The following is an 18,080-nucleotide window of genomic DNA, read 5'->3' as shown; positions in this document are numbered from 1 at the left end:
TTGGGGTGGCATTCCGACAGGTCTTTAGTTGTTTAAGTAAAGAACCGACTAAAGAGTTTAAGGAGGAATGCGGGGCTGTGATGAGCAACAAGGCGAGGCGTCGCGCTTCGTTGATTGAGCGCTTGGAGGAAGAGCCTTTTGCGCTGAATTTCTCCGGCCAGGGCTTTGAATGGTTAGGGACTCTCCGCCAGGCAGCTCCAACGGGTGGGGCGATCCGTTCAGATCTTGAGCAATTGCTGGCCAGCGCCCAAGTACTGCTACATCCCGTGATGGATGAGCTCAGCATCCACCGGCTCTGGGGTTTCGACCCGCTGGAATGGGCAGATCGAGCTACGCCGCCGGCTTTCGATTTGGCAGCATCCTCGGTGAGCGTGCCCGGGATCTTCCTGGCTCAGGTCGCTCAGCTGTGGCAACTGCACCATTGGGGCCTAAATACCTCGAAGGCGTGCTCGATTACCGGTCATTCGCAAGGGATTTTCGCGGTGCGGATGCTCGAGCAATGCTCTACTCCTGCCGAAATCCTGGCGATCGCGGAGCTTATCGGCGCGGCCATTGCCCGTGCAGCGCGCCAACACGGTCTGCTCGCTTGTGCTGCCGGGATGCCCATGCGCGTCTTTTCAGGAGTTAGTGCCACAGAAGTCGAAGCGGTCATGACCCAGGTCGCTCCCGAGGCAGTGGTCGGGCTGATCAATGCCCCGAAGGCGGTAGTCGGGGTTGGTCGCCCCGAGGATCTGAATCGAGTCGAGGCATCCTGTCCGGAGGCGAAGATCAGCGCACTGCCGATGCCGATGGCGGCGCATCATCCAGCACTAATAATGGCCGTCGAACAGGTCGTGGCGTGGGCGCAGCACTGCGATATCTGCCCAAAAATGGCGCGAGAGCTATCCCATTATGTCCTCGTACGGCAGGTCAACTGGGTGGAAGAGACCTCAAAGATTGCCCATTCTTCAGCCGCTTATGTACTCGAATTGGGTCCAGGACCTGGGATGGCTGCTGCCACCGCTAAAAACCTGGCCGGCAGTGGAATCACAATAATCAGCGTAGCTACCGAGCGAGGAAGGAAAGAGCTTCTCGACGCCCCCGTGGTCCAACCCGCACCTCCTTCACCAGTTCAGGGAGCCAGGAGCCCTGATCAGGCCTCCGATGCGCAGCTAACGGAAGCGACTGAGGAAAATGAACTCAATGATCTCGATCAGCTTCGAGAAGTAGTTTTAGGAGATGGAGGTGTTCTCAAGGTCGTCGCACGTGGTGTTCTTAGCAGGCTGCGTCAGTTGGAACGGCCTGGTTTGCCAGCAGAAACACCGGCTGGACCGGCGCGAATTCTTCATCAGGAATTTGGCACCGACTGGGCTCGTCGATTGGTTCCAGTGTTTAACGCGGAGAAGGTGCTCAAATTAGAACAGCTCTCTGCTCGGCACGTGCATCTTCCAGCGGCGTGCTCGCGGGAGCGTCGAGTAGTGCTTGTTATTGGCGCCTTAAGCACTTCCCTGTCTAAAAACCTCCTCTGCCACTACCTTTCCCAAGGAGTGGATGTGGTGGCGACGGTGGATTCCGCTCACAAGCAGCTGCCACCTGCAACGCTAGCTGCAGCAGCACAGCTATGGCGCGCCTATGCCTGCGACGGGGCACGACTTTGGTTGGCAGGCATCAACGAAGAATCCTTGCGCGATATCGACGCCTTGGCTCAGTTTCTTCGGCCGTTGAACCCAGCAGAGCTGGTGGTGTTCGCGGGCGTCGATAAGCAGCGTCCCCGAGCGGCAGTGACCGGGACAGAACGGCTCATTGAGCAATTATTGCCTTCGCGGCAGCAACGGTTGCGAGTTAGGTTGGCACCGGAGGAGTCATATAGTCCGGAGATCACGCTTGGTCACCGGCTGATTCGTGGGCGCTGGCCCTGGGATGTGGTCTGGGAGAGAATACCGGGAGAGCTCTCGCGTCCGCCTGCTGTGGCTGTAGATAAGATGCCGGAAACTATCGGGGAACGCCCGCTGCTCGCGGATCCAAGCTCAGCTATCGTGCTCATCGACGCTGCTCAGGGGCAGTTGGGTACTGATCTCTCTCAGGAGAATGTTGGCGAGGTCTCCAGCCTGGAAGCAGCTTTGGGGAGATTGAGCTGGGGAGACGCAAAAGCCCTTTGGGTCAGCGAACATGGCAATCAGTTGCTATTAGCCAGGGGCGAGACCGCACAAGCTCGAGGCTGGCCAGTCCAAGCGGTAGTCGCCGGCGGGCCAGACTCGGATACCGCAGCACACCGGTGCGGGGTGCAGCTTTCCGATATCCACGTCTATGCCCCTTCCCCGAACAATGGTGGAGGCGCCCTAGAACTGCCACTAGAGCAGCCTTTGTGGTTGACCCCGGAGGAGAGCTCAGTTCTCGCCAGAATCGATGGACTGGTGCAATCGCTGGAGCACGGCAGCGTTCCCGACCCACTGGGCAGCGAGCCCCTTCCGCGGCGTTTTAGCGCAGGGATGACTACTCAAGACGGATGGTTCTTCGTAGTGGCTCACTCAGAAGTGTTTTTGCGCACGGCACGCTGTTGAGCCAAAAACCAACCCGCCAATAGTATTAATAGTGTGCTCGTGGCGGTGGCCAACAGCGCCCACGAGAAGGTGGATTCAGCCTGCCCCTCAGCGGAGACGAAATAGGTATTCTCCTGTCCCGCATCATCGGTAAAGGGGACCTCGAAGTCAAAGACCGGGGTGAGATCCAAACCCGGCGAGACAGCTCCTGCCGTGGACAACGACATCGTATCGCCAGGAAGCAGAATGGCATCCTCGAGCTCCGTGGATAGCGACGTCGTGCCGAAAACCCCGCTGCCGTGGAGATGGGCAGAATCATAAAGAGCTAGGGAACCGGTGTTGCGCACCGTCATAGCTAATTCTCCCCGCCCGCGGCTAAAGGGCCACGTACTGACACCACTGATTGTGAGATCCGATTGCTCAACACTGAGCTGCGCATCACGAGGGCCAGGGACCCGAATCAAAAAAGGGAATAGTTCGGAGTCTTGGCCGGAAGAAATCACCACACCGCCGGCGAAATCGCCGGGTGCAGCCTCCTCCGGTACTTGGATGTCGAGATTAAGCACGATGCTGTTATCTACATCGACCACCAGATTCTCTGGCCCAGACAAACTCACCCAGTCGGTAACGGGGATGTCGTCTTCCGCGACCGGGGTATCGTCCTCGGCGATAGCGCCTCCCTCGCTGGTGACCTCAGTGAGCCGAGCCGTCAGCGGAGTTGATTCGCCACTTCCTCGAACCAGGAAGTTCAGTCGGTTGTCTCCACCAGGCAGCACTCGGGCCGAGAGCACCCCAGCGGTGGTTTGCGCCTCGGAAGGCATCAGCACCTGAAAGGACTCGGCAGCGTGCACTGTTGGGGTGCCACACAACACCGTGGTTGTTGCGACGGACAAAGCCAGCATGATGCCCATCGCCCGAGGACGGAAGCGTCCGACCTGGCTATGCGGCATCAGTTGACCTGCCGTTCGCGCCCGGACCAATGGGACTCGCGTAGCTTCCGGCGCAGTATCTTTCCGGAAGGATTGCGCGGGATTTCCGTAGAAAACTCCCACTGGGTGGGCCGTTTGAAGGGGGCAAGATGGTCTTTGAGAAACATCATTAACTCACGAGTCGTCGGCTGTTTGCCGGGCGCTGCGAGCACAAAGGCGCGGACGGCCTCGCCGGAGCGTTCGTCTGGCACACCAATGACTGCCGCATCGTGGACCCCAGGGTGCCGGATAATGGCTCTTTCGATTTCGGCGGGGAAGACGTTTTCCCCACCGACCAGAATCATGTCTTTGAAACGGTCTTGGATGAACACATAGCCCTCATCGTCGATATATCCGGCATCACCAGTGTGGATCCAGCCATCAACGAGCGTTTCGGCGGTGGCTTCCGGGCGATTCCAATACCCCAGCATCCGAGCCGGGGTCTTCAACTGGACCTCCCCGATGCCGTGAGCAGGGAGGATTCGGCCCTCGCGATCAACCACTCGGGCCTCGAACGAAGGATAGGGGTGACCTGCGGCCTTAAGCCGTGGAGAACCCGGGTAGTGCTGGTCGGGGGGCAGGCAACAAGCGGTATTGCCCGTCTCAGTAAGTCCGTAGATCTGGGCGAAACGGGCATCGAATACCCGGATGCACTCCTCCAAAACGGCATCGCTGATGGGGGCGCCGCCGTAGACCACCTGGCGTAGTTTGGTGAACGCCGCTGGGTCCGCGGGAGTGATTTGAGCGATTGAAGCCATCATCGCCGGAACCAAAATGGCGTTGGTAATTCCAAAAACGCGGAAGTGCTCACGAGCCAAATCAGGACGAAACTCAGGTGCGCTAAATACCGTCTGACCAGCGTTGAACACCTGGGTGGCATACCAGAGCCCGCCGATGTGGAAACCGGCAATGCCGACGTAGCAAATATCACCCTCTTCGATGGTGATCCAGTCTTGGTGGGCGGCATAGAGCGCATCGCGGACCGCAAACCAGCTGCGGTGGGCCAAAATAACCCCCTTGGGCAGGCCAGTGGTTCCGGAAGTATAAAGCTGAGCCATTGCGGTGTCTGGCCCTGGGATAAAGTCCAGTTCAAAAGCAGCTGCTCTGGCAGCTTCAGTAAGTTCGGCCGATGTAGCATCTCGCCACTGCGCCCACTGCTGGGGCTCAGAGCTGATCTCCTGGAGGCCGGTTTTGCCAGCCATCAGGTGATCGGGGTCAATGATGACGGTGCCAGCGGTGGAATCGTCGAGGATGTGTTCAACCTCTGGTGGCGTGAGCCGCCAGTCCACGGGAACCAGCACCGCGCCAAGTTTTACGCATGCAAAAAGGCTCTCCCAATAGGAAGGAAGTTCCTTGCCGATATAGGCGATCCGGTCGCCTTCTCCCACCCCGGCGCCAGCGAGTTTTCCGGCAACGAGTGAAGAGTTCTCATCCAACTGCTGATAGGTCAGCGCTGGTCCTGCAGGGGTCATCACTGCGATGTGCTGGGGGCGAGTAGCGCTATGGTGGCGCAGCGAATCGCGGAGGGTGTGGATATCAGCCAGGTGTACCAAGACGGATCTTCTCTCAAGCGTCGGTTCCGCGCGCCGGGGTGGTCGGCAGCGAAAGACTGGACAGGAGTACTGCTGAAGAAGTCGATTTATGTGGCCTGATAGTTCCAATAACCCCAGGAACAGCTCTCACTTTCGGCTAGCTACGCACTTTCGGGGGTAGCTAGCTGAGAGCGCAGCAACGCTAGAGTGTGGCGGTCGGAAAGCACACTCAGGTGGCTGCCCGAAGTCCGGACAGTCGTTGGGGGTTGGTCAATCGCCAACCATAGTTCTTGTTGCGCTTGCCCCTCATCGCTGACCAGCACAGTAGTCCCCGGTGGGACGGATTCGCACTGGATCCGGTTTTGGATCCGGATTTCTTGTTCCCAGAACACCGATTGCTGGGTAGCTACGTCTCGTGGAATAAGCCCGGCGGTGAGAATTCGCCAGTGCGTGAGCAGGCGTTCGCGCAGTGGGGGAAGCGCCGCAGGGGCTTCGCTTCGATAATCAGCGACTGAACCTCCGTCAACGGCTCCCAGGAAGGTATCCAGCAGTAGCACTTGGTTAATTACTCGCCCCTGCTCAGTGAGTTGACGGGCAGCTTCCATCGCGACATGCCCACCGAAGGAATGGCCGATCAACGTCAATGGGCCAGTCGGTTGGATTTCCATCAATTTGGGCACATGTCTGCGAGCCTTGGCAGCTAGCGAGCGGTCTGCTCTGCCCTTGGAATGGAAGCCGTGAGCATGGAACGCCCATACGTCGTAGGAATCGGAGAAATATCTAGCCAGGTCTAAGAAACAAACCGCGGATGCGCCAGCGCCGGCGAAGCAAAAGAGCATCGGTTTGCCGTCGTTGCCGGGTGTGAGATGAGTGCAGGTTTCTAGTCCGCGGTGAAAGTCCTGCCGACCAGTTTCCTCGATGGCCTCGGCAAGTTCAGCCACGGTGGGATCTGTGGCTAGTAGCTGGGCACCGATCTCCCTTCCTAGCCGATTGCGTAGCTCTACTAGCGCGGTCTCAGCTGCCAGGGAGGAGCCTCCGAGGTCACTGAACCGGTCATGTTTACCTACTGGGGAGACGCCGGTTCGGGTAGCCCAGATATCTGCGATGGCCTGCTCCGTGGCAGTTTCGGGGAGCATCAGGTCTGTCATGGGGGTGTCTTCTCGATAGAGGTCTAGTGGCTGATTCGGTGTTAGATGGCTGTGATGAACTAACTGTGATGGACAATAGCCTGAGCCTGTCTGAGCCATGAAAGTGCCGGAATACAAGTGAAACCACGCAAGAAACCGACCCCCATGGAGATCGATTCTTGGTCTCTGGTGGGCGCTAGTGTCATTAACGCGGCACTGGGGCTGGTGTTTTGGCTGGCCTCTGCTCGATTATTCCCGATCGCAGATGTGGGCCGAGCATCGACCATGATTGCCGCGGCGACCGCTTTAGCTAGCGTGTCGTTGCTGGCCAGCGGTGGTTTTTTGGAACGATTCTTACCGGTTATGCGGAGGGTCGGCCAAATTAGAGTTGTGGTGTGGGCGAGTGTCATCTCGGCGTCCCTAGCCGCGATTACCTCGACGGTGTACTCATTGCTGCCTAGCTCAGAAGCGCTGTTTGTTCAGAGCTGGCATCGGCCCGTTTTTGTCACCTCAGTGGTGATTTTAGTGCTATTTTCCCTTTATGATTCGGTGCTCATCGGGCTCCAGCGTGGGCGATGGACGGCAGCGAAAAATGTCACCCACTCTGTTCTGAAATTGTTAGTAGTACTGCTTCTCGCCTGGTGTGGAATGTCATTGTTGGGAGTCGAGATCCTGCTGGCTTGGGTCATCCCGGCAGCCGTGTTGGTGATCGTCGTTCAGCTATTTTTGGTTTTTTCCCGCGCGCGAGTGTTCTCAGGGACGGAGAGCTCAGCAGCAGCCGCTCCGCCGCTTATCGACGCCGCTCGCTACTACCTCATCTCCGTTGGCTGGCTGTTCAGTCAGATTCTTCCGGCGCTATTTCTTCCGCTGCTGGTGGCGAGCATCGCCGGGTTGGAATCGGCCGCCTTCTTCAATATTTCTTGGGTTATTGTCTCCGCATCGATCATGATGATGTCGGCTCTGGGTGGGCCGTTCGTTGCCCGAGCCGCCGACCCGAATTCGGATCTAGCTGCGGCCACCAGATCGATGATCACCATGACGATCGGGGTGAGCGTGGTGCGCTTTTTGGGAGTGGCGGTTGCTGGCCCAGTGGCGCTGTTGTTCTACGGAAGACCCTATTTTGATCAGGGATGGGTGCTGCTGGTGCTCATGGGAGTTGCCCATCTCATTGGTGGTTCCGCTTTCCTCTTCGGCGCATTGTCTCGGGTATATGCGCGTATCGGCTACCCCATGATGGTTCAAGCGATGGCATCGGTGCTGGTAGTGACGCTGGTCTGGTGGCTGCTTCCCACCTACGGCCTGCTCGGGGTCGGTATTGCCTATCTCATCCAAGACCTCCTGATCTTCTTGGTCACCATCATTCCGCTCACCCGGATTCTGCCTCGGGCGCTGAAAGGACAACGCTGATGACGCCGTTGATAACACCGCTGCCTCAGCCCAGAGTCGCCGTGTGGCGAAGCGAGCTACTGCGAGGTTCTGAAACATTCATCCGTGATCAAACTGATGGTCTCCAGCGTTGGGTTCCTCAACTGATCGGGGCAGTGCGAGTAGAGTCCGCGCTGACTCGCCCGACCGACCTAGTCTGCTACTCGGACTCGTGGTGGGATCGGGGGGCATTGGCAGTAGCCGCGGCGACGGGAGTGGCGCCGAGAGTGACTCGTAGCCTGCGCGATAGCGGAGCAGAAGTGATCCATGCGCATTTCCTTAAGGATGCGTGGTTAGTAGCTCGCGGGGCACGAAAATTGGGATTGCCGTTGATTATTACCTGCCACGGTTATGACGTCACCGCACTTCCAGCACGTCCTGGCTGGCGGGGGATTCTTTACCGACGGCGAGGGCGGATGCTCCTCCGGCAAGCACATTCTGTGGTTGCGGTTTCCCAATACATCGCCGATTGTGCGCGTGCGTTGGGGGCGCAGGACCCGAAGGTTTTTTACACCGGTATCCGGTATCGGGAAATTGCTCTTGCTCCGAAAACCAGTGATGTGGTGTTTGTCGGCCGGTTAGTGGATAAAAAGGGTGTTGCGGACCTCCTAGCGGCGGTCGCGCTCGCTGGGGAACACCTCGGAAGGGTAATCAAGGCCGAGATTATCGGTGACGGCCCGCTGCGCGACCAGCTGGAAGCTGCCGCTGGACCTGGGGTGCACTTTCTCGGAGCACTCGATTCGGCGGGAGTGGATGCGGCGCTAGCCCGTGCGCAGGTATTTATGGCACCTTCTAAAATCGCGGAGGACGGCGATGCTGAAGGCTTCGGCCAGGTGTTCTTAGAAGCTGGACTAGCTGGTATTCCAGTGGTCTCCTACCGCAGTGGTGGAGTCTTGGAAGCGGTACTGCATGAGCACACGGGTCTTTTGAATGAACCGGGCGATATCAACGGCTTAGCTCGAGACCTCGTGCGCCTACTTCAGTGCCCGGAGCTAAGAGAAGAACTAGGAAACAATGCTTTTCAGCGTGCTCGAGGTGAGCTGTCGATGGCTAACCGATGCAGCGCCTTAGAGTCCCTTTATGATTCCGCAGCTACCGAAGTGTGCTGACCCGAACCCAATCCACCAGTAGCACCGGCTCTGAGGAAGATACGTTGTCATGGTCGCTTCCGGTAGCCTGAGACTCCACTTGGAGGGCTAACCACATAGGAACATGCGGCACTGCTTCCCCAGTTGCTCTGCCCCACTCCTGCCCGTCGTAGAGCAGCGAAACATGAGATTCGGTCCACTCCACTGCGATGGTGTGGTCGGCGGTGACATCGACGTAGGCATCCATGCTGACCCGTTGCCGAGCCTCGGAGGAATCCCGGTAATGGATGAAGCCCTGGATATGTTGGCGTGTGCCGTCGAAGCTCTCAGCGAAATCGATCTCGGGGGGCCATTGCTCATCTTGTGGCCACAACAAGAGGTGATAGCTGAAAGTGCGACTTGGCAGAGCCCGGAGACGGACCTCCCATTTCCCATAAGTGGATGGATAACGCCAGAGGGAGACCGCCCCAGCCTTGAGCCCGCTATCAGTTAATCCACCAGAAAGGACCAATCGTGCACCTTCGACAGAGACGAAATCCGAATCCCAACGGACGTTGAGATCAGAAGAAGGCTGGCCGGTGTATTTTTCCCACTCTGAAGACAGCTCAGTGCCCGGGAAATTATCAAAGAAAATCTCTTGCCAGTTTTTGGCAGACTCAGCCTCGGCGATGCCATCGACTGGTGGTGAACTACACGAAGAAGCATAGGAAGCAGCCCCTAGCAGGGGAAGGCCACCGACGAAGCGTAGAAGTTTTCGGCGATTGAATGTCATGGCTTCCGCAGATCGAGAAACAAGCGGTAGAGGGCCGGATAGGCCCTGATTGGACTGAGCATCCGAATCAGTAGCGCATGTGCGGCCACCGTCGGATGTCCAGTCTTTGCTGTTGCCAGGATACGACGCACTGTCATTTGCGGGAGGAGTCTTTTGTGAAAATCCATAGTGATTTCTTGAGGCCACTGTTGATGGACTGGAGTGACCGAACAAGGCAGGAGATAAAACCAGACCAGAAAAGCCTCTTGCTGCCGGGCGGTATCTTGGTCCGAGATAAGCGGAGGAAGGATGGAAAGTGCCTGATCAGCGCAGTAGGCGGTGTTATCCACCTGGCGAGTGTCAGTAAAAGAAATGGAACCGGAACGCTGCACGTAGTGATAGCCAGTATCGGGGATCATCAACGTAGAGCGGATAAGGCCGAGGGAAGATAGCAGCAGTAGAAAGTCACTCTGGGAAGAAGTACGTTGATAGTCGCTGTGCTCTTTGAGCACGCTGGTACGAAAAATCTTGTTCCAAAGATAGCCACGGATGGTTCCCTCTAGGACCGCTAGGGCGGTATCCGAGCGGGAAAATAGCACTGGAGCGTCTACCCCCTCCATGGTTCGGCTTGGGCCCTGAACTTCGTGGACAAGAGCGCGGAAACAGATCAGATCGATGGGGCGATCATCTACCATGTCGAGTGCGAGTCGGAGGATCCCCGGTTCCCAGCGGTCATCGCAGTCGAGCATCCACACAAATTCACCTTGTGCGGCCTTAATCCCGGCTTCCCTCGCAGCAGCCACCCCTCCGCGTTTTGGCAGGGTAATAACTCGAGCGTCCTCGCGTGTCGCCACCCAGTCGTCGAGAAGCTCTCGGGAGTTGTCTTGAGAGCAGTCGTCGATGAGGAGGTACTCGAGGTGTGGATAATCGATCGCTGCCAGGTGCTTACATGCTGTGGGAAGGTGTTCCTGGGCATCAGCGACCGGCATGATTACTGTGACTAGGGGCTGGCTCATTGGCGCTACTCCGAATCGCTAAGCAGCGCGATCGCCAGCTCTTCGACTGATCGATCAGTGTCGCTGAGGACGATGACTGCAGAGTCAGTTTCTAGGTCGAGCACCAGCACTGAGCGGAAACCACCGGTGACGCCGGTCTTGGTCAAGATTGTGCGGCCTTGATACTCGGTGAGATTCATCCCTCGATAAACCACATGGGGATAGCCTTCTGGGATCTCCGTGGTGTCGAGGAGATAGTCCGAGAATCGAGCAATATCCATGGCAGAGGACAACGCGCCACCAGCGGGGGCGTATGCACCCAACGGCCACGAAGCGACCGACTGACCGGCCTCGTTGACCCCACGTGGTGGATTGAGCGTCGAGCTAGTGGGCACCGTGGTGGTAGTCATCTGCAGCGGATTAGTCACTCCGTCAGCCAACAAGGTGGCATAAGGAACCTCCGCAGCATCTGCGAGCGCTAGCCCTAAAAGAGCGATTCCAATGTTTGAGTAGTGGAAGCTACCTCGGGTGTTCAGCGGATCCTGACGTGCACGGCTTAGCAACTCCTCAACAGAAGCATCTTGGTGTGCACTTTCGCCCCGCAGCGAGGCCAATAGCGTGGTGGCGTCATCACCATCACCGTCTGGACCACCCCATTCGCTCAGCCCGGATTCATGGTGGGAGAGCTCATCAAGGGTGATTGTCGCTGCGGAAGATCCTTCCAAGTCGAAGATCTCACCAAGCTGGGTATCAGTGTTCACCCTCCCACCCATGACCGCTTGGCCGTAGAGCTCGATGGTCAAGAGTTTGGTCAGTGAACCAACCTCGAAGCGAGTAGAAGCGGTCGCATTCTTATATGCGAACTGCGTATCCTCGCCGTTCATCCGGAGGACCGCCAAGCTACGGATGTCTGAGACCTCGTTATCCGATAAGTCAGTGACCAGTCTATGGTCCCCTCGGATATCAGAATTCACATGCTGGACCGGGCTGCCGGAGACCAATCCCAGAGCATAGGTCACCAGAATTACCAGGGTGACCAGGGGAATCAACAGAATGCGAAGCGCTCTCATGACATGACCCCCAACCGCACAATGATGAAGCAGATAGTAATCAACGCCGGGATGATCAATGCCGCTCCCAATAATGGGCGCGAGGACGCGAGGGTGAGTATGAACCCCTGACCATCGTCACGGTATTCCCGAAGCAGCACGCTAGCGAGATAGGCGACGATCGTGCAGGAGGCAGCCAGGATGAGCCCGGTACCGGACACAAATTCCACGATGCTATCCATGGTGTTCATCAGGGGGTCTCCTCGATTTCTTCCTCCGCAGCTGCGGGAGCTCCAACGCCGGGATCTTCACTCAGCGGTAGTCCACGCGAATTGATTCGCTCCAATGAGATGACGTGCTCAGATTGGTGAATAATGCGGTAATCGCCAGTGGCTTCAAGGCGCTCGGCGATCTCGGCATACCAGTCTTCGGGTGCCTGGTTGACCAAATGTTCGTAGGCCTCCCGAGTGGAGGTCAGGAAGACATAGTCCGGGGACTGAAGCCGCAAGCGAAGGAAAGGATCATCATCGCCGGCAACAGTCGCGGGATGCGATAGCTCACCCACCCGGGCCATTCGCAGAGCGCCTTCTGTCGCCAACGGCCGGGCAGTCGTTCCTTGCGGGGCAATGGTGAGTATTTCTTCTGCTGCAGTGACGATATCGGCAGGAGTTCTTTCGAAGGCGACGTTGACGCCTCGAGCGGTGACTCCAGCCAGCAGTGAGAACATGAGCAAAGCAGCCGTGGCAATAGGAATCAGCATTGTTTGGGCAGCCGGGGAATCATCAGCATGAGGAGCTCTTCGAGTCTGTGCCCAATCCGCGAACCGAATGATCGCCCAGGCAAACAACGGTGCGATGGCCGCACTGGTGTAGAGCAAGACGCGCAACGCAATCTCGCCACCGTAGCTTTGGCCGACGACCAACAAGGCAGGAGCCGTGATGAGAATAGTGGAGAGTGCCTTCATCCGGGAAGAGAGTTTCCACCAGACAAAGAATGCGATCAAGGAGGCAACTCCGGTCCACGCGATTCGGTAAGTCTGCATGATTTGTCGGAGCGGATCACCTTGGACTCGATCGCCGACGCCCGAGCTCAGAGCCTGACTGACCTGGCCAAATCCAGAGATGAGCTCGGAGAGATGACCAGTCCACCAGTCGGTGGCACCGAAGACGAACCAGAGACTGAAAGCTAGCCCCATCCCGATCCATAGCGTGCGGTGGCGAGTTACCCCCAGTACTGAGGCACCGAGCAACACCAAGATCAGAGCTACTGGAGTCAGCTGATGGGAGACCACCATGGCTAGCGCAATGATGAGGATAGCGAGTTCAGCTTTGATGAACATGCCAGCAGTCCAGCCTGTGGGCCGGGCTGGGGTAGTACGCATCATGGTGAGTAATCGACGGTCTATCCGCCACCAAGGCCATGCTTGGCCATGAGTACCTAGCTCTGGGGTGGTGGCGATTTCATGGGCTAAGACCGCAATGATTGAGAGGTAGAACAGCATGGCTACTGATTGCGGCGAAAAGTACTCCTGCTGGCTCCAGTTCACCGAGAGGAAGGCAAATAGACTCAACCAACCGACCCGCTGATCTCCGGTTAAAGACACCCCGATGAGATAAATACTTGGCAGGTAAAGACAAGAAATTAAAGCTGGATAGATCACCAAGAACGGAGCCAAGCTAGGAGCGCCCGACCACGCGGTGGCAGCTGCTGCGGCGCTAAAAAACCCTGCCCAGCTGAACCTGGCGTCCATTGATTGCATGAGGGAACCATCGCGGGAGATAGCGTCGGCGAAGCCCACATGAACATAGCCAGTAGCCATGGTTGCTCCACCATCGGAGACATTGACCAAGACTGTGATCATCACGGCGGTTAGCGCCGCTGACAATGACAGGACGAGCCTATCTTGAGCATCGAGTGAGGATCCCCGGCGTAGAAGCAGGAAACTCACCATGGTCACGATCACGCTAACGGCCAGGTAGAACGGCAGCGGCAAAACTCCGAGGAGTCCGAGAGCACCAGCGGAGTCAAGATCGATGATGCGGGTAGCCCACCACCACAGCGCGAGGGCAATAAGGATGGACAAGATCCGGAAGACAGCGCCGCGCCGGGGAATTCTTGGGGTCTTAAAAGCTGGCCTAGGATGCTTACTGAGCCACCACATACTGCTGGCGCCACCGATGAGAGCGACAATAGTGGCAGTGCTGGGCGGATGCCATAGGCTCATGACGGCTTGTAACAGGCTGGGGATGATCAGCGCGGCCAGTGATAGTACCGGAGAAAGAACCAACCATAAGATCCGGGACTGACCAACCAATAGAGCTGCCAGTCCGGTACCTCCAGCCCATAGAACACAGAGGATCGCTAGTGCTGCTCCGGTGAACCCTCCAGGTGGAAACCACGCGATGATAGGTAGTGCCAGGCACAACAAAAGGGAAACGACTGTCCCAGACCAGATCACGGGGTCAGCTTCTCGGGCGCGTGTTATGTCGTGTGTAGTCATGCCTTTATCGCCTGGTAGGAGTCACGGACAAGAACGGCTAGAAGTAGTGGGAATCCGGTGAGATAGCCCGCTGCTTCAACAGCGATGAGGCTGGCCGGTGGGCGATCATGAACTGGTGAGCGTCCGTGGACACGACGATCAAGAAAGATGCGCACTCCGCGAGGAACCCCGGCCAAGATAGCCAGGCTATGGGTAGGCGAATCTAGCAAGCACCGGCCCAAGCTGGCTGCCATTCCGGTTCCGTAGCCATACATTTGCCGGTGGAGTGCGGCGCTAGTGGCGCGATGCCGGTGCACAACATGCGCTTGAGGTTCATAAACAATGCTGCCACCAGCAAGAATGATCGAGCGAAAAGCGTCGAGGTCTTCTCCGCCACGGGTGGCGCGCCCTGCGCCTAGTTCTTCGGCGAAGCCCCCAATCCGGATGAGTGCTTGCTTGCGGAAAGCCATATTATTCCCAGACCCGAAGCAGCCGGCCGGGTATGGGAAGAGCGCAGGTACCTCTGGGCTATCGAGTCGCCAGACTCGACGTTGCTCACCTTTATCGAAGCCTCCGCTTTGTTCGAACCAAAGCCCGGTGCCGGACTCGGTGGTCAGCCCGGTGGTTCTGCCCGTGACACACCAGGTGTCCTGATCGAAGCTATCCCAGATCCGCCTGCTCCAGTCTTTAGCCACAGTCGCATCATCATCGGTAAAGGCGAGGATCTCGCTGCAGGCAGCGTTGACTCCAACGTTTCGCGCTCGTGAGAGACCTGGTTCGGGGGCATGGACGACCCGGACTCGGGGGTCGTCGAGAAGCAGTGTTGGAGCTAAGAGCTTTTCTACCGTGCCGGTGTGGGTTGAATTGTCCACAATGATCAGTTCCAGCTCAGGTCCTGAGTGGTTGACAAGCACCGAGGAAACGGTATCGGCAAGATAGTTTCCTTTGGCATCTGTGCACACAATTACCGACATCAATGGGCGGTGGCCGGAGGAATCCGTTCCGCTGGAGACACACAATTGCCGCCCGCTTAGAAAACCGAGACCAGTAGCCAAGAGCATCACTAGTCCCACCGGATTGAGCGATGCCACCGTCTGCCAGAGATGTCCGCGTTCAGAGGAAAAGTCGGTATGTGGCAGGCCGGAGAGCGCAGCTTTGGAGCGACCTTCTCCGAAAGCGCGACGCAACAAGTAGCTCAGACGTGTCCGAGAGGGCAATACCGCGTGATCGACGTGGAACCCGCTGATCCGACGGACGATTCCATCTGGGAGATCTCGGCGAAGCCGGAGGAATAGTTCTGTCTCCTCACCACCAGCAGTGCCCTCACCGACTCGTCCCAAGGCAGAGGAAAACTCCTGGCTGCTATCGCGGGTGAGTACTTTTCTGCGCAATGCCATAGCGGCCCCAATGGGGTTACGGATTTCCGCGCCGGGTTTTGGCAACTGTGGGTAATCACACCCCAGGGCCCAATACTGAGCCTTAGGCATCCACCGAGGCTGAGACCTGGGAGTGTGGTTTTCGGTGAGAAAACGTGCTGAGACTAGACCACCGACCCCGATGAGTCGCTTTTCTGAGAAGGCATTCGCCAATGCCCGGTACCACCCAGGACGCAGTACTGCATCATCATCGATGAAGCAGACGATGGGGGAGTCTCCTGTGCTGAGCCCAGTGTTTCGGCTTCCAGAAAGGCCTCGCTCTGAGGCATTTGCTAGTACGGTGACCCGATCGATTTCTCCGTAAAGTTCACCAAGCTCGTCCAAGAGCAGTTCATTGTGGTCCACCACGACAAAGAGCTGACCGAGCGCCAATTCTGCCAAGATCGCGGCAACGCATTCCTCGAGTAGCAGCAGGCGTTGATGAGACTGAGTACAGACGACCACATCGACCGGGGTGTCGTTCTGGGGAGCGCTGGTGATCATGCCGCCGGGATACTTCTGCTACTCGAGAGACTTCTACGTGGCAGTTCTTGGAATGCGGCAGCTCGTTCCCAGACGATAGTGCGCAAGACCCGCCAGCCGTCACTCCATGCATTCAAGTTGGATCGTCCGAATACTCGGTGTAGCTCGAAGCTTGGAACTTCTTGGTATTTGACTTGGGCACGGGCAATGCGACACGACAAGAGCGTCTCAATTTCGAAGCCATCTCCCCAGAGTGATTCTGAATCGTGCAAGGGCGGAGGAAGCTCTAGTAGCGGCAATATCTCAGCACGGAAAGCATTAAACCCATAGCAAAGGTCAGTGAATTGGCTGTTGAAGAGCAAATTGGTCAGGGTGCAAAGACCGGTGTTTCCCAGACCTCGAACCCGAGTCAGATCGGCGCTTCCACCGGCGTGGAGAAAGCGAGATCCTTTGGCAAAATCAGCGCCTTTTTTGAGAGCCTCGATGAAGCGAGGGATTTCAGTGGGATCTGCAGACCCGTCCGCATCAAACATGACCAGATAGCGACCATTGGCAGCATGGCAGCCACACAACATTGCGTTACCTTTGCCACGGCGAGTCTGCGGGATAATCCGAGTGTGAGCACGGGTTTCTTGCGCGACAGTGCGGGTACCTGCTGGATCTTTACCCTCCACCACGATGACTTCGTAGGAAACATCAAGCTCCGGGAGGACTAGTCGTAGGTTTTCAGCTTCTCCGAGGGAAGGAATCACGATGCTCACCTCGGGCGCAGGGGAGTTAATCACTGGTGCCCGAATTCTGAGAGATAGCAGCCTGAACAGCTGGCTCAGGGAGATCGGTGAGTGCTAATAAGACGGTGCCACGAGCTCGTCCGCCAGCCTCATCGTGAAAGGACACCGACGTCGATAACTTGAGGATTCCTCGGTCGAGGCGAGAACGGTCAACCTGATCGATGGTGAATTCACCTTGAAATCTGCGCGCGGAAATCGGTCTAGAATATCTGCTCCAGAATTCCTGAATGAGCACGTTAGGTAGTTGGCGATCCCAGTAGTCTTGCAGGTTCCAACCTGCGAACTCGTCGGTACCTCCATAGTTCACCGCCACCGCAATGGTCGCGTACATCAGCTGGTTGTAACACATGATGAACTCAGCGGCGTTGAAATGGCCAGTGTCATCGATGTAGCAGGATTCGTCGATCCCGAAGCTGCCCCGCGAGGAGATTCCAGCTTCTGAGTGTGTGAACTCCAGTTCCTGCAAGTAGATAGCGTCTTTGGCGCGATAAGGATCTAGACACTGGTTAAGCAGGGCGGAGTCTGCTTGATGGATGATCGTGAAGGTCATGCCAGGGACCCCGCGGCAGCGTCAAAGGGAAGATCATCGGTGACGGTGATCCGGTAGGACGCACTAGCTCCGTTGCCCGAAACATGAAGTGCTCGGTGCGTCAAAACTCGGTTGTCCCAGAGCACGATATCGCCGAGCTCATAGGAGTGGCACAGAATATTGGGATGGGTGAATTCCGGATCAAGTTGGCCGCTCTCTTCTAAGAGGTCATGCAGGAGATTGCGGTGGCTCGAAGTGCCTTCGCCGTCTAGCTGATCAGTGAAACCCTCGCTGAGATAGAGGAATTCTTCTCCAGTGACTGGGTGAGTGACCACGGCATTGTGCACTGCGGGAGGACTGACTTGTTCTACCTCCTTGATGATCTCGCCGAGGGGACGGTAGATATCGGAAGGACGGATCTTGAAGAAGCGTCGGACGCTATGAGATGCCGTTACCTTGCGTGCGGCGGAGCGCAGCTCAGCAGGAAGAGATTGGAAAGCCTGTGCCATATCGATGAAGAAGGTCCCACGATTTCCCTCTGGGAGAACCTGGGGAAAGAAGATGGTGAAAGCGAAGGGCTGCTTTTTGAATTGGTAATCCGAGTGCCAGAATTTTCCGGTCTTGGGAACACCCATCTTCTTGCCCTCGAGCTGGACGGTGGAGGAAACAAAAATCTCCTCATGCTCTGGGTGGTGATACATCGGCTCGTAATAGGGCACGATCGTGCCGGTGCCGTTTCCTAGTGCGACGAACTCGGTGGGGGTCATGGCTGCCTGGTTTTTGAGGACGACCACGCGGTTGGCATAGATAGCCTTTTTCAACTCGGCAAAATCCTCGTTGGTGGCCAGATTGATATCGAAATCAGTGACCTGGACTCCCAGCTGGCCGGGGGCAGGTGCGGTGTAAGTAAAAGACATAATCGTCATCTT

The 18,080-nt window shown here is 57.2% G+C and carries 15 protein-coding genes; 3 read left to right on the top strand and 12 right to left on the bottom strand.

What is annotated here, in order from left to right; translation table 11 throughout:
• The first annotated feature begins 80 nt into the window (after positions 1-80).
• A complete protein-coding gene (locus tag C5L39_RS01300) occupies positions 81-2,540 on the top strand; it encodes a hypothetical protein (protein WP_123047078.1) in 2,460 nt (819 codons plus the stop codon).
• On the opposite strand, the gene C5L39_RS01295 is transcribed toward C5L39_RS01300, so the two are convergent.
• The 3 genes from C5L39_RS01295 to C5L39_RS01285 all read right to left on the bottom strand — a co-directional run bounded on the left by C5L39_RS01295 (position 2,504) and on the right by C5L39_RS01285 (position 6,167).
• On the bottom strand, positions 2,504-3,469 hold the full coding sequence (locus C5L39_RS01295; RefSeq protein ID WP_123047077.1) for a COG1361 family protein: 966 nt from the start codon (positions 3,467-3,469) through the stop codon (positions 2,504-2,506). The two genes, C5L39_RS01300 and C5L39_RS01295, sit on opposite strands and share 37 nt — an antisense overlap.
• Positions 3,469-5,040, bottom strand: a complete 1,572-nt coding sequence (locus C5L39_RS01290; RefSeq protein ID WP_123047076.1) for a long-chain-fatty-acid--CoA ligase — start codon at positions 5,038-5,040, stop codon at positions 3,469-3,471. Before C5L39_RS01290 ends, C5L39_RS01295 begins: the two co-directional genes overlap by 1 nt.
• Positions 5,041-5,180: 140 nt before the next feature.
• Positions 5,181-6,167, bottom strand: coding sequence for an alpha/beta fold hydrolase (locus tag C5L39_RS01285; protein WP_165857944.1), 987 nt, complete (start codon positions 6,165-6,167; stop codon positions 5,181-5,183).
• A gap of 144 nt (positions 6,168-6,311) precedes the next feature.
• On the opposite strand from C5L39_RS01285, the gene C5L39_RS10670 reads away from it, so the two are divergent.
• The gene (locus C5L39_RS10670; protein ID WP_165857943.1) at positions 6,312-7,553 is read left to right on the top strand and encodes a lipopolysaccharide biosynthesis protein; all 1,242 of its coding nucleotides are present in this window, start codon (positions 6,312-6,314) and stop codon (positions 7,551-7,553) included.
• Positions 7,553-8,680 carry a glycosyltransferase gene (locus tag C5L39_RS01280; RefSeq protein ID WP_165857942.1) on the top strand — a complete coding sequence of 376 codons (1,128 nt, stop codon included), beginning with the start codon at positions 7,553-7,555 and terminating at the stop codon, positions 8,678-8,680. Before C5L39_RS10670 ends, C5L39_RS01280 begins: the two co-directional genes overlap by 1 nt.
• On the opposite strand, the gene C5L39_RS01275 is transcribed toward C5L39_RS01280, so the two are convergent.
• The 9 genes from C5L39_RS01275 to C5L39_RS01235 are packed head-to-tail and all read right to left on the bottom strand — an operon-like array spanning position 8,664 to position 18,068.
• Complete coding sequence (locus tag C5L39_RS01275) at positions 8,664-9,431, bottom strand: glycoside hydrolase family 16 protein (RefSeq protein WP_123047073.1); 768 nt, start codon at positions 9,429-9,431, stop codon at positions 8,664-8,666. The two genes, C5L39_RS01280 and C5L39_RS01275, sit on opposite strands and share 17 nt — an antisense overlap.
• Positions 9,428-10,426: a glycosyltransferase family 2 protein gene (locus C5L39_RS01270; RefSeq protein ID WP_123047072.1), complete on the bottom strand. Its 999-nt coding sequence runs from the start codon at positions 10,424-10,426 to the stop codon at positions 9,428-9,430. Before C5L39_RS01270 ends, C5L39_RS01275 begins: the two co-directional genes overlap by 4 nt.
• 5 nt (positions 10,427-10,431) lie before the next feature.
• Positions 10,432-11,475 (bottom strand): serine hydrolase domain-containing protein, encoded by a 1,044-nt coding sequence (locus tag C5L39_RS01265; protein WP_123047071.1) that lies wholly within the window; start codon positions 11,473-11,475, stop codon positions 10,432-10,434.
• Complete coding sequence (locus tag C5L39_RS01260; protein WP_123047070.1) at positions 11,472-11,705, bottom strand: hypothetical protein; 234 nt, start codon at positions 11,703-11,705, stop codon at positions 11,472-11,474. The genes C5L39_RS01265 and C5L39_RS01260 overlap by 4 nt, the downstream gene beginning before the upstream one ends.
• Entirely contained in the window at positions 11,705-13,954 is a 2,250-nt protein-coding gene (locus C5L39_RS01255; RefSeq protein WP_126268714.1) for a hypothetical protein, read from the bottom strand. Before C5L39_RS01255 ends, C5L39_RS01260 begins: the two co-directional genes overlap by 1 nt.
• A complete protein-coding gene (locus tag C5L39_RS01250; RefSeq protein WP_123047068.1) occupies positions 13,951-15,852 on the bottom strand; it encodes a glycosyltransferase in 1,902 nt (633 codons plus the stop codon). Before C5L39_RS01250 ends, C5L39_RS01255 begins: the two co-directional genes overlap by 4 nt.
• Entirely contained in the window at positions 15,849-16,616 is a 768-nt protein-coding gene (locus C5L39_RS01245) for a glycosyltransferase family 2 protein (protein WP_245974833.1), read from the bottom strand. The genes C5L39_RS01250 and C5L39_RS01245 overlap by 4 nt, the downstream gene beginning before the upstream one ends.
• A complete protein-coding gene (locus C5L39_RS01240) occupies positions 16,609-17,172 on the bottom strand; it encodes an FcoT family thioesterase (protein WP_123047067.1) in 564 nt (187 codons plus the stop codon). The genes C5L39_RS01245 and C5L39_RS01240 overlap by 8 nt, the downstream gene beginning before the upstream one ends.
• Positions 17,169-18,068, bottom strand: a complete 900-nt coding sequence (locus C5L39_RS01235; protein ID WP_197714693.1) for a TauD/TfdA dioxygenase family protein — start codon at positions 18,066-18,068, stop codon at positions 17,169-17,171. The genes C5L39_RS01240 and C5L39_RS01235 overlap by 4 nt, the downstream gene beginning before the upstream one ends.
• Positions 18,069-18,080 lie beyond the last annotated feature (12 nt).

The sequence above is a fragment of the Corynebacterium alimapuense genome, from assembly GCF_003716585.1.
Classification (GTDB): Bacteria; Actinomycetota; Actinomycetes; order Mycobacteriales; family Mycobacteriaceae; genus Corynebacterium; species Corynebacterium alimapuense.
The sequence above is the reverse complement of the archived record's forward strand: the minus strand, read 5'-3'. Positions and strand labels throughout refer to the sequence as shown.

Excerpts from the sequence above, each read along its gene's own strand:
- C5L39_RS01300 (WP_123047078.1), top strand. The coding sequence starts at position 81 with ATGAGCAACAAGGCGAGGCGTCGCGCTTCGTTGATTGAGCGCTTGGAG.
- C5L39_RS01295 (WP_123047077.1), bottom strand. The coding sequence starts at position 3,469 with ATGCCGCATAGCCAGGTCGGACGCTTCCGTCCTCGGGCGATGGGCATC.
- C5L39_RS01285 (WP_165857944.1), bottom strand. The coding sequence starts at position 6,167 with ATGACAGACCTGATGCTCCCCGAAACTGCCACGGAGCAGGCCATCGCA.
- C5L39_RS10670 (WP_165857943.1), top strand. The coding sequence starts at position 6,312 with ATGGAGATCGATTCTTGGTCTCTGGTGGGCGCTAGTGTCATTAACGCG.
- C5L39_RS01280 (WP_165857942.1), top strand. The coding sequence starts at position 7,553 with ATGACGCCGTTGATAACACCGCTGCCTCAGCCCAGAGTCGCCGTGTGG.
- C5L39_RS01275 (WP_123047073.1), bottom strand. The coding sequence starts at position 9,431 with ATGACATTCAATCGCCGAAAACTTCTACGCTTCGTCGGTGGCCTTCCC.
- C5L39_RS01270 (WP_123047072.1), bottom strand. The coding sequence starts at position 10,426 with ATGAGCCAGCCCCTAGTCACAGTAATCATGCCGGTCGCTGATGCCCAG.
- C5L39_RS01265 (WP_123047071.1), bottom strand. The coding sequence starts at position 11,475 with ATGAGAGCGCTTCGCATTCTGTTGATTCCCCTGGTCACCCTGGTAATT.
- C5L39_RS01260 (WP_123047070.1), bottom strand. The coding sequence starts at position 11,705 with ATGAACACCATGGATAGCATCGTGGAATTTGTGTCCGGTACCGGGCTC.
- C5L39_RS01255 (WP_126268714.1), bottom strand. The coding sequence starts at position 13,954 with ATGACTACACACGACATAACACGCGCCCGAGAAGCTGACCCCGTGATC.
- C5L39_RS01250 (WP_123047068.1), bottom strand. The coding sequence starts at position 15,852 with ATGATCACCAGCGCTCCCCAGAACGACACCCCGGTCGATGTGGTCGTC.
- C5L39_RS01240 (WP_123047067.1), bottom strand. The coding sequence starts at position 17,172 with ATGACCTTCACGATCATCCATCAAGCAGACTCCGCCCTGCTTAACCAG.
- C5L39_RS01235 (WP_197714693.1), bottom strand. The coding sequence starts at position 18,068 with ATGTCTTTTACTTACACCGCACCTGCCCCCGGCCAGCTGGGAGTCCAG.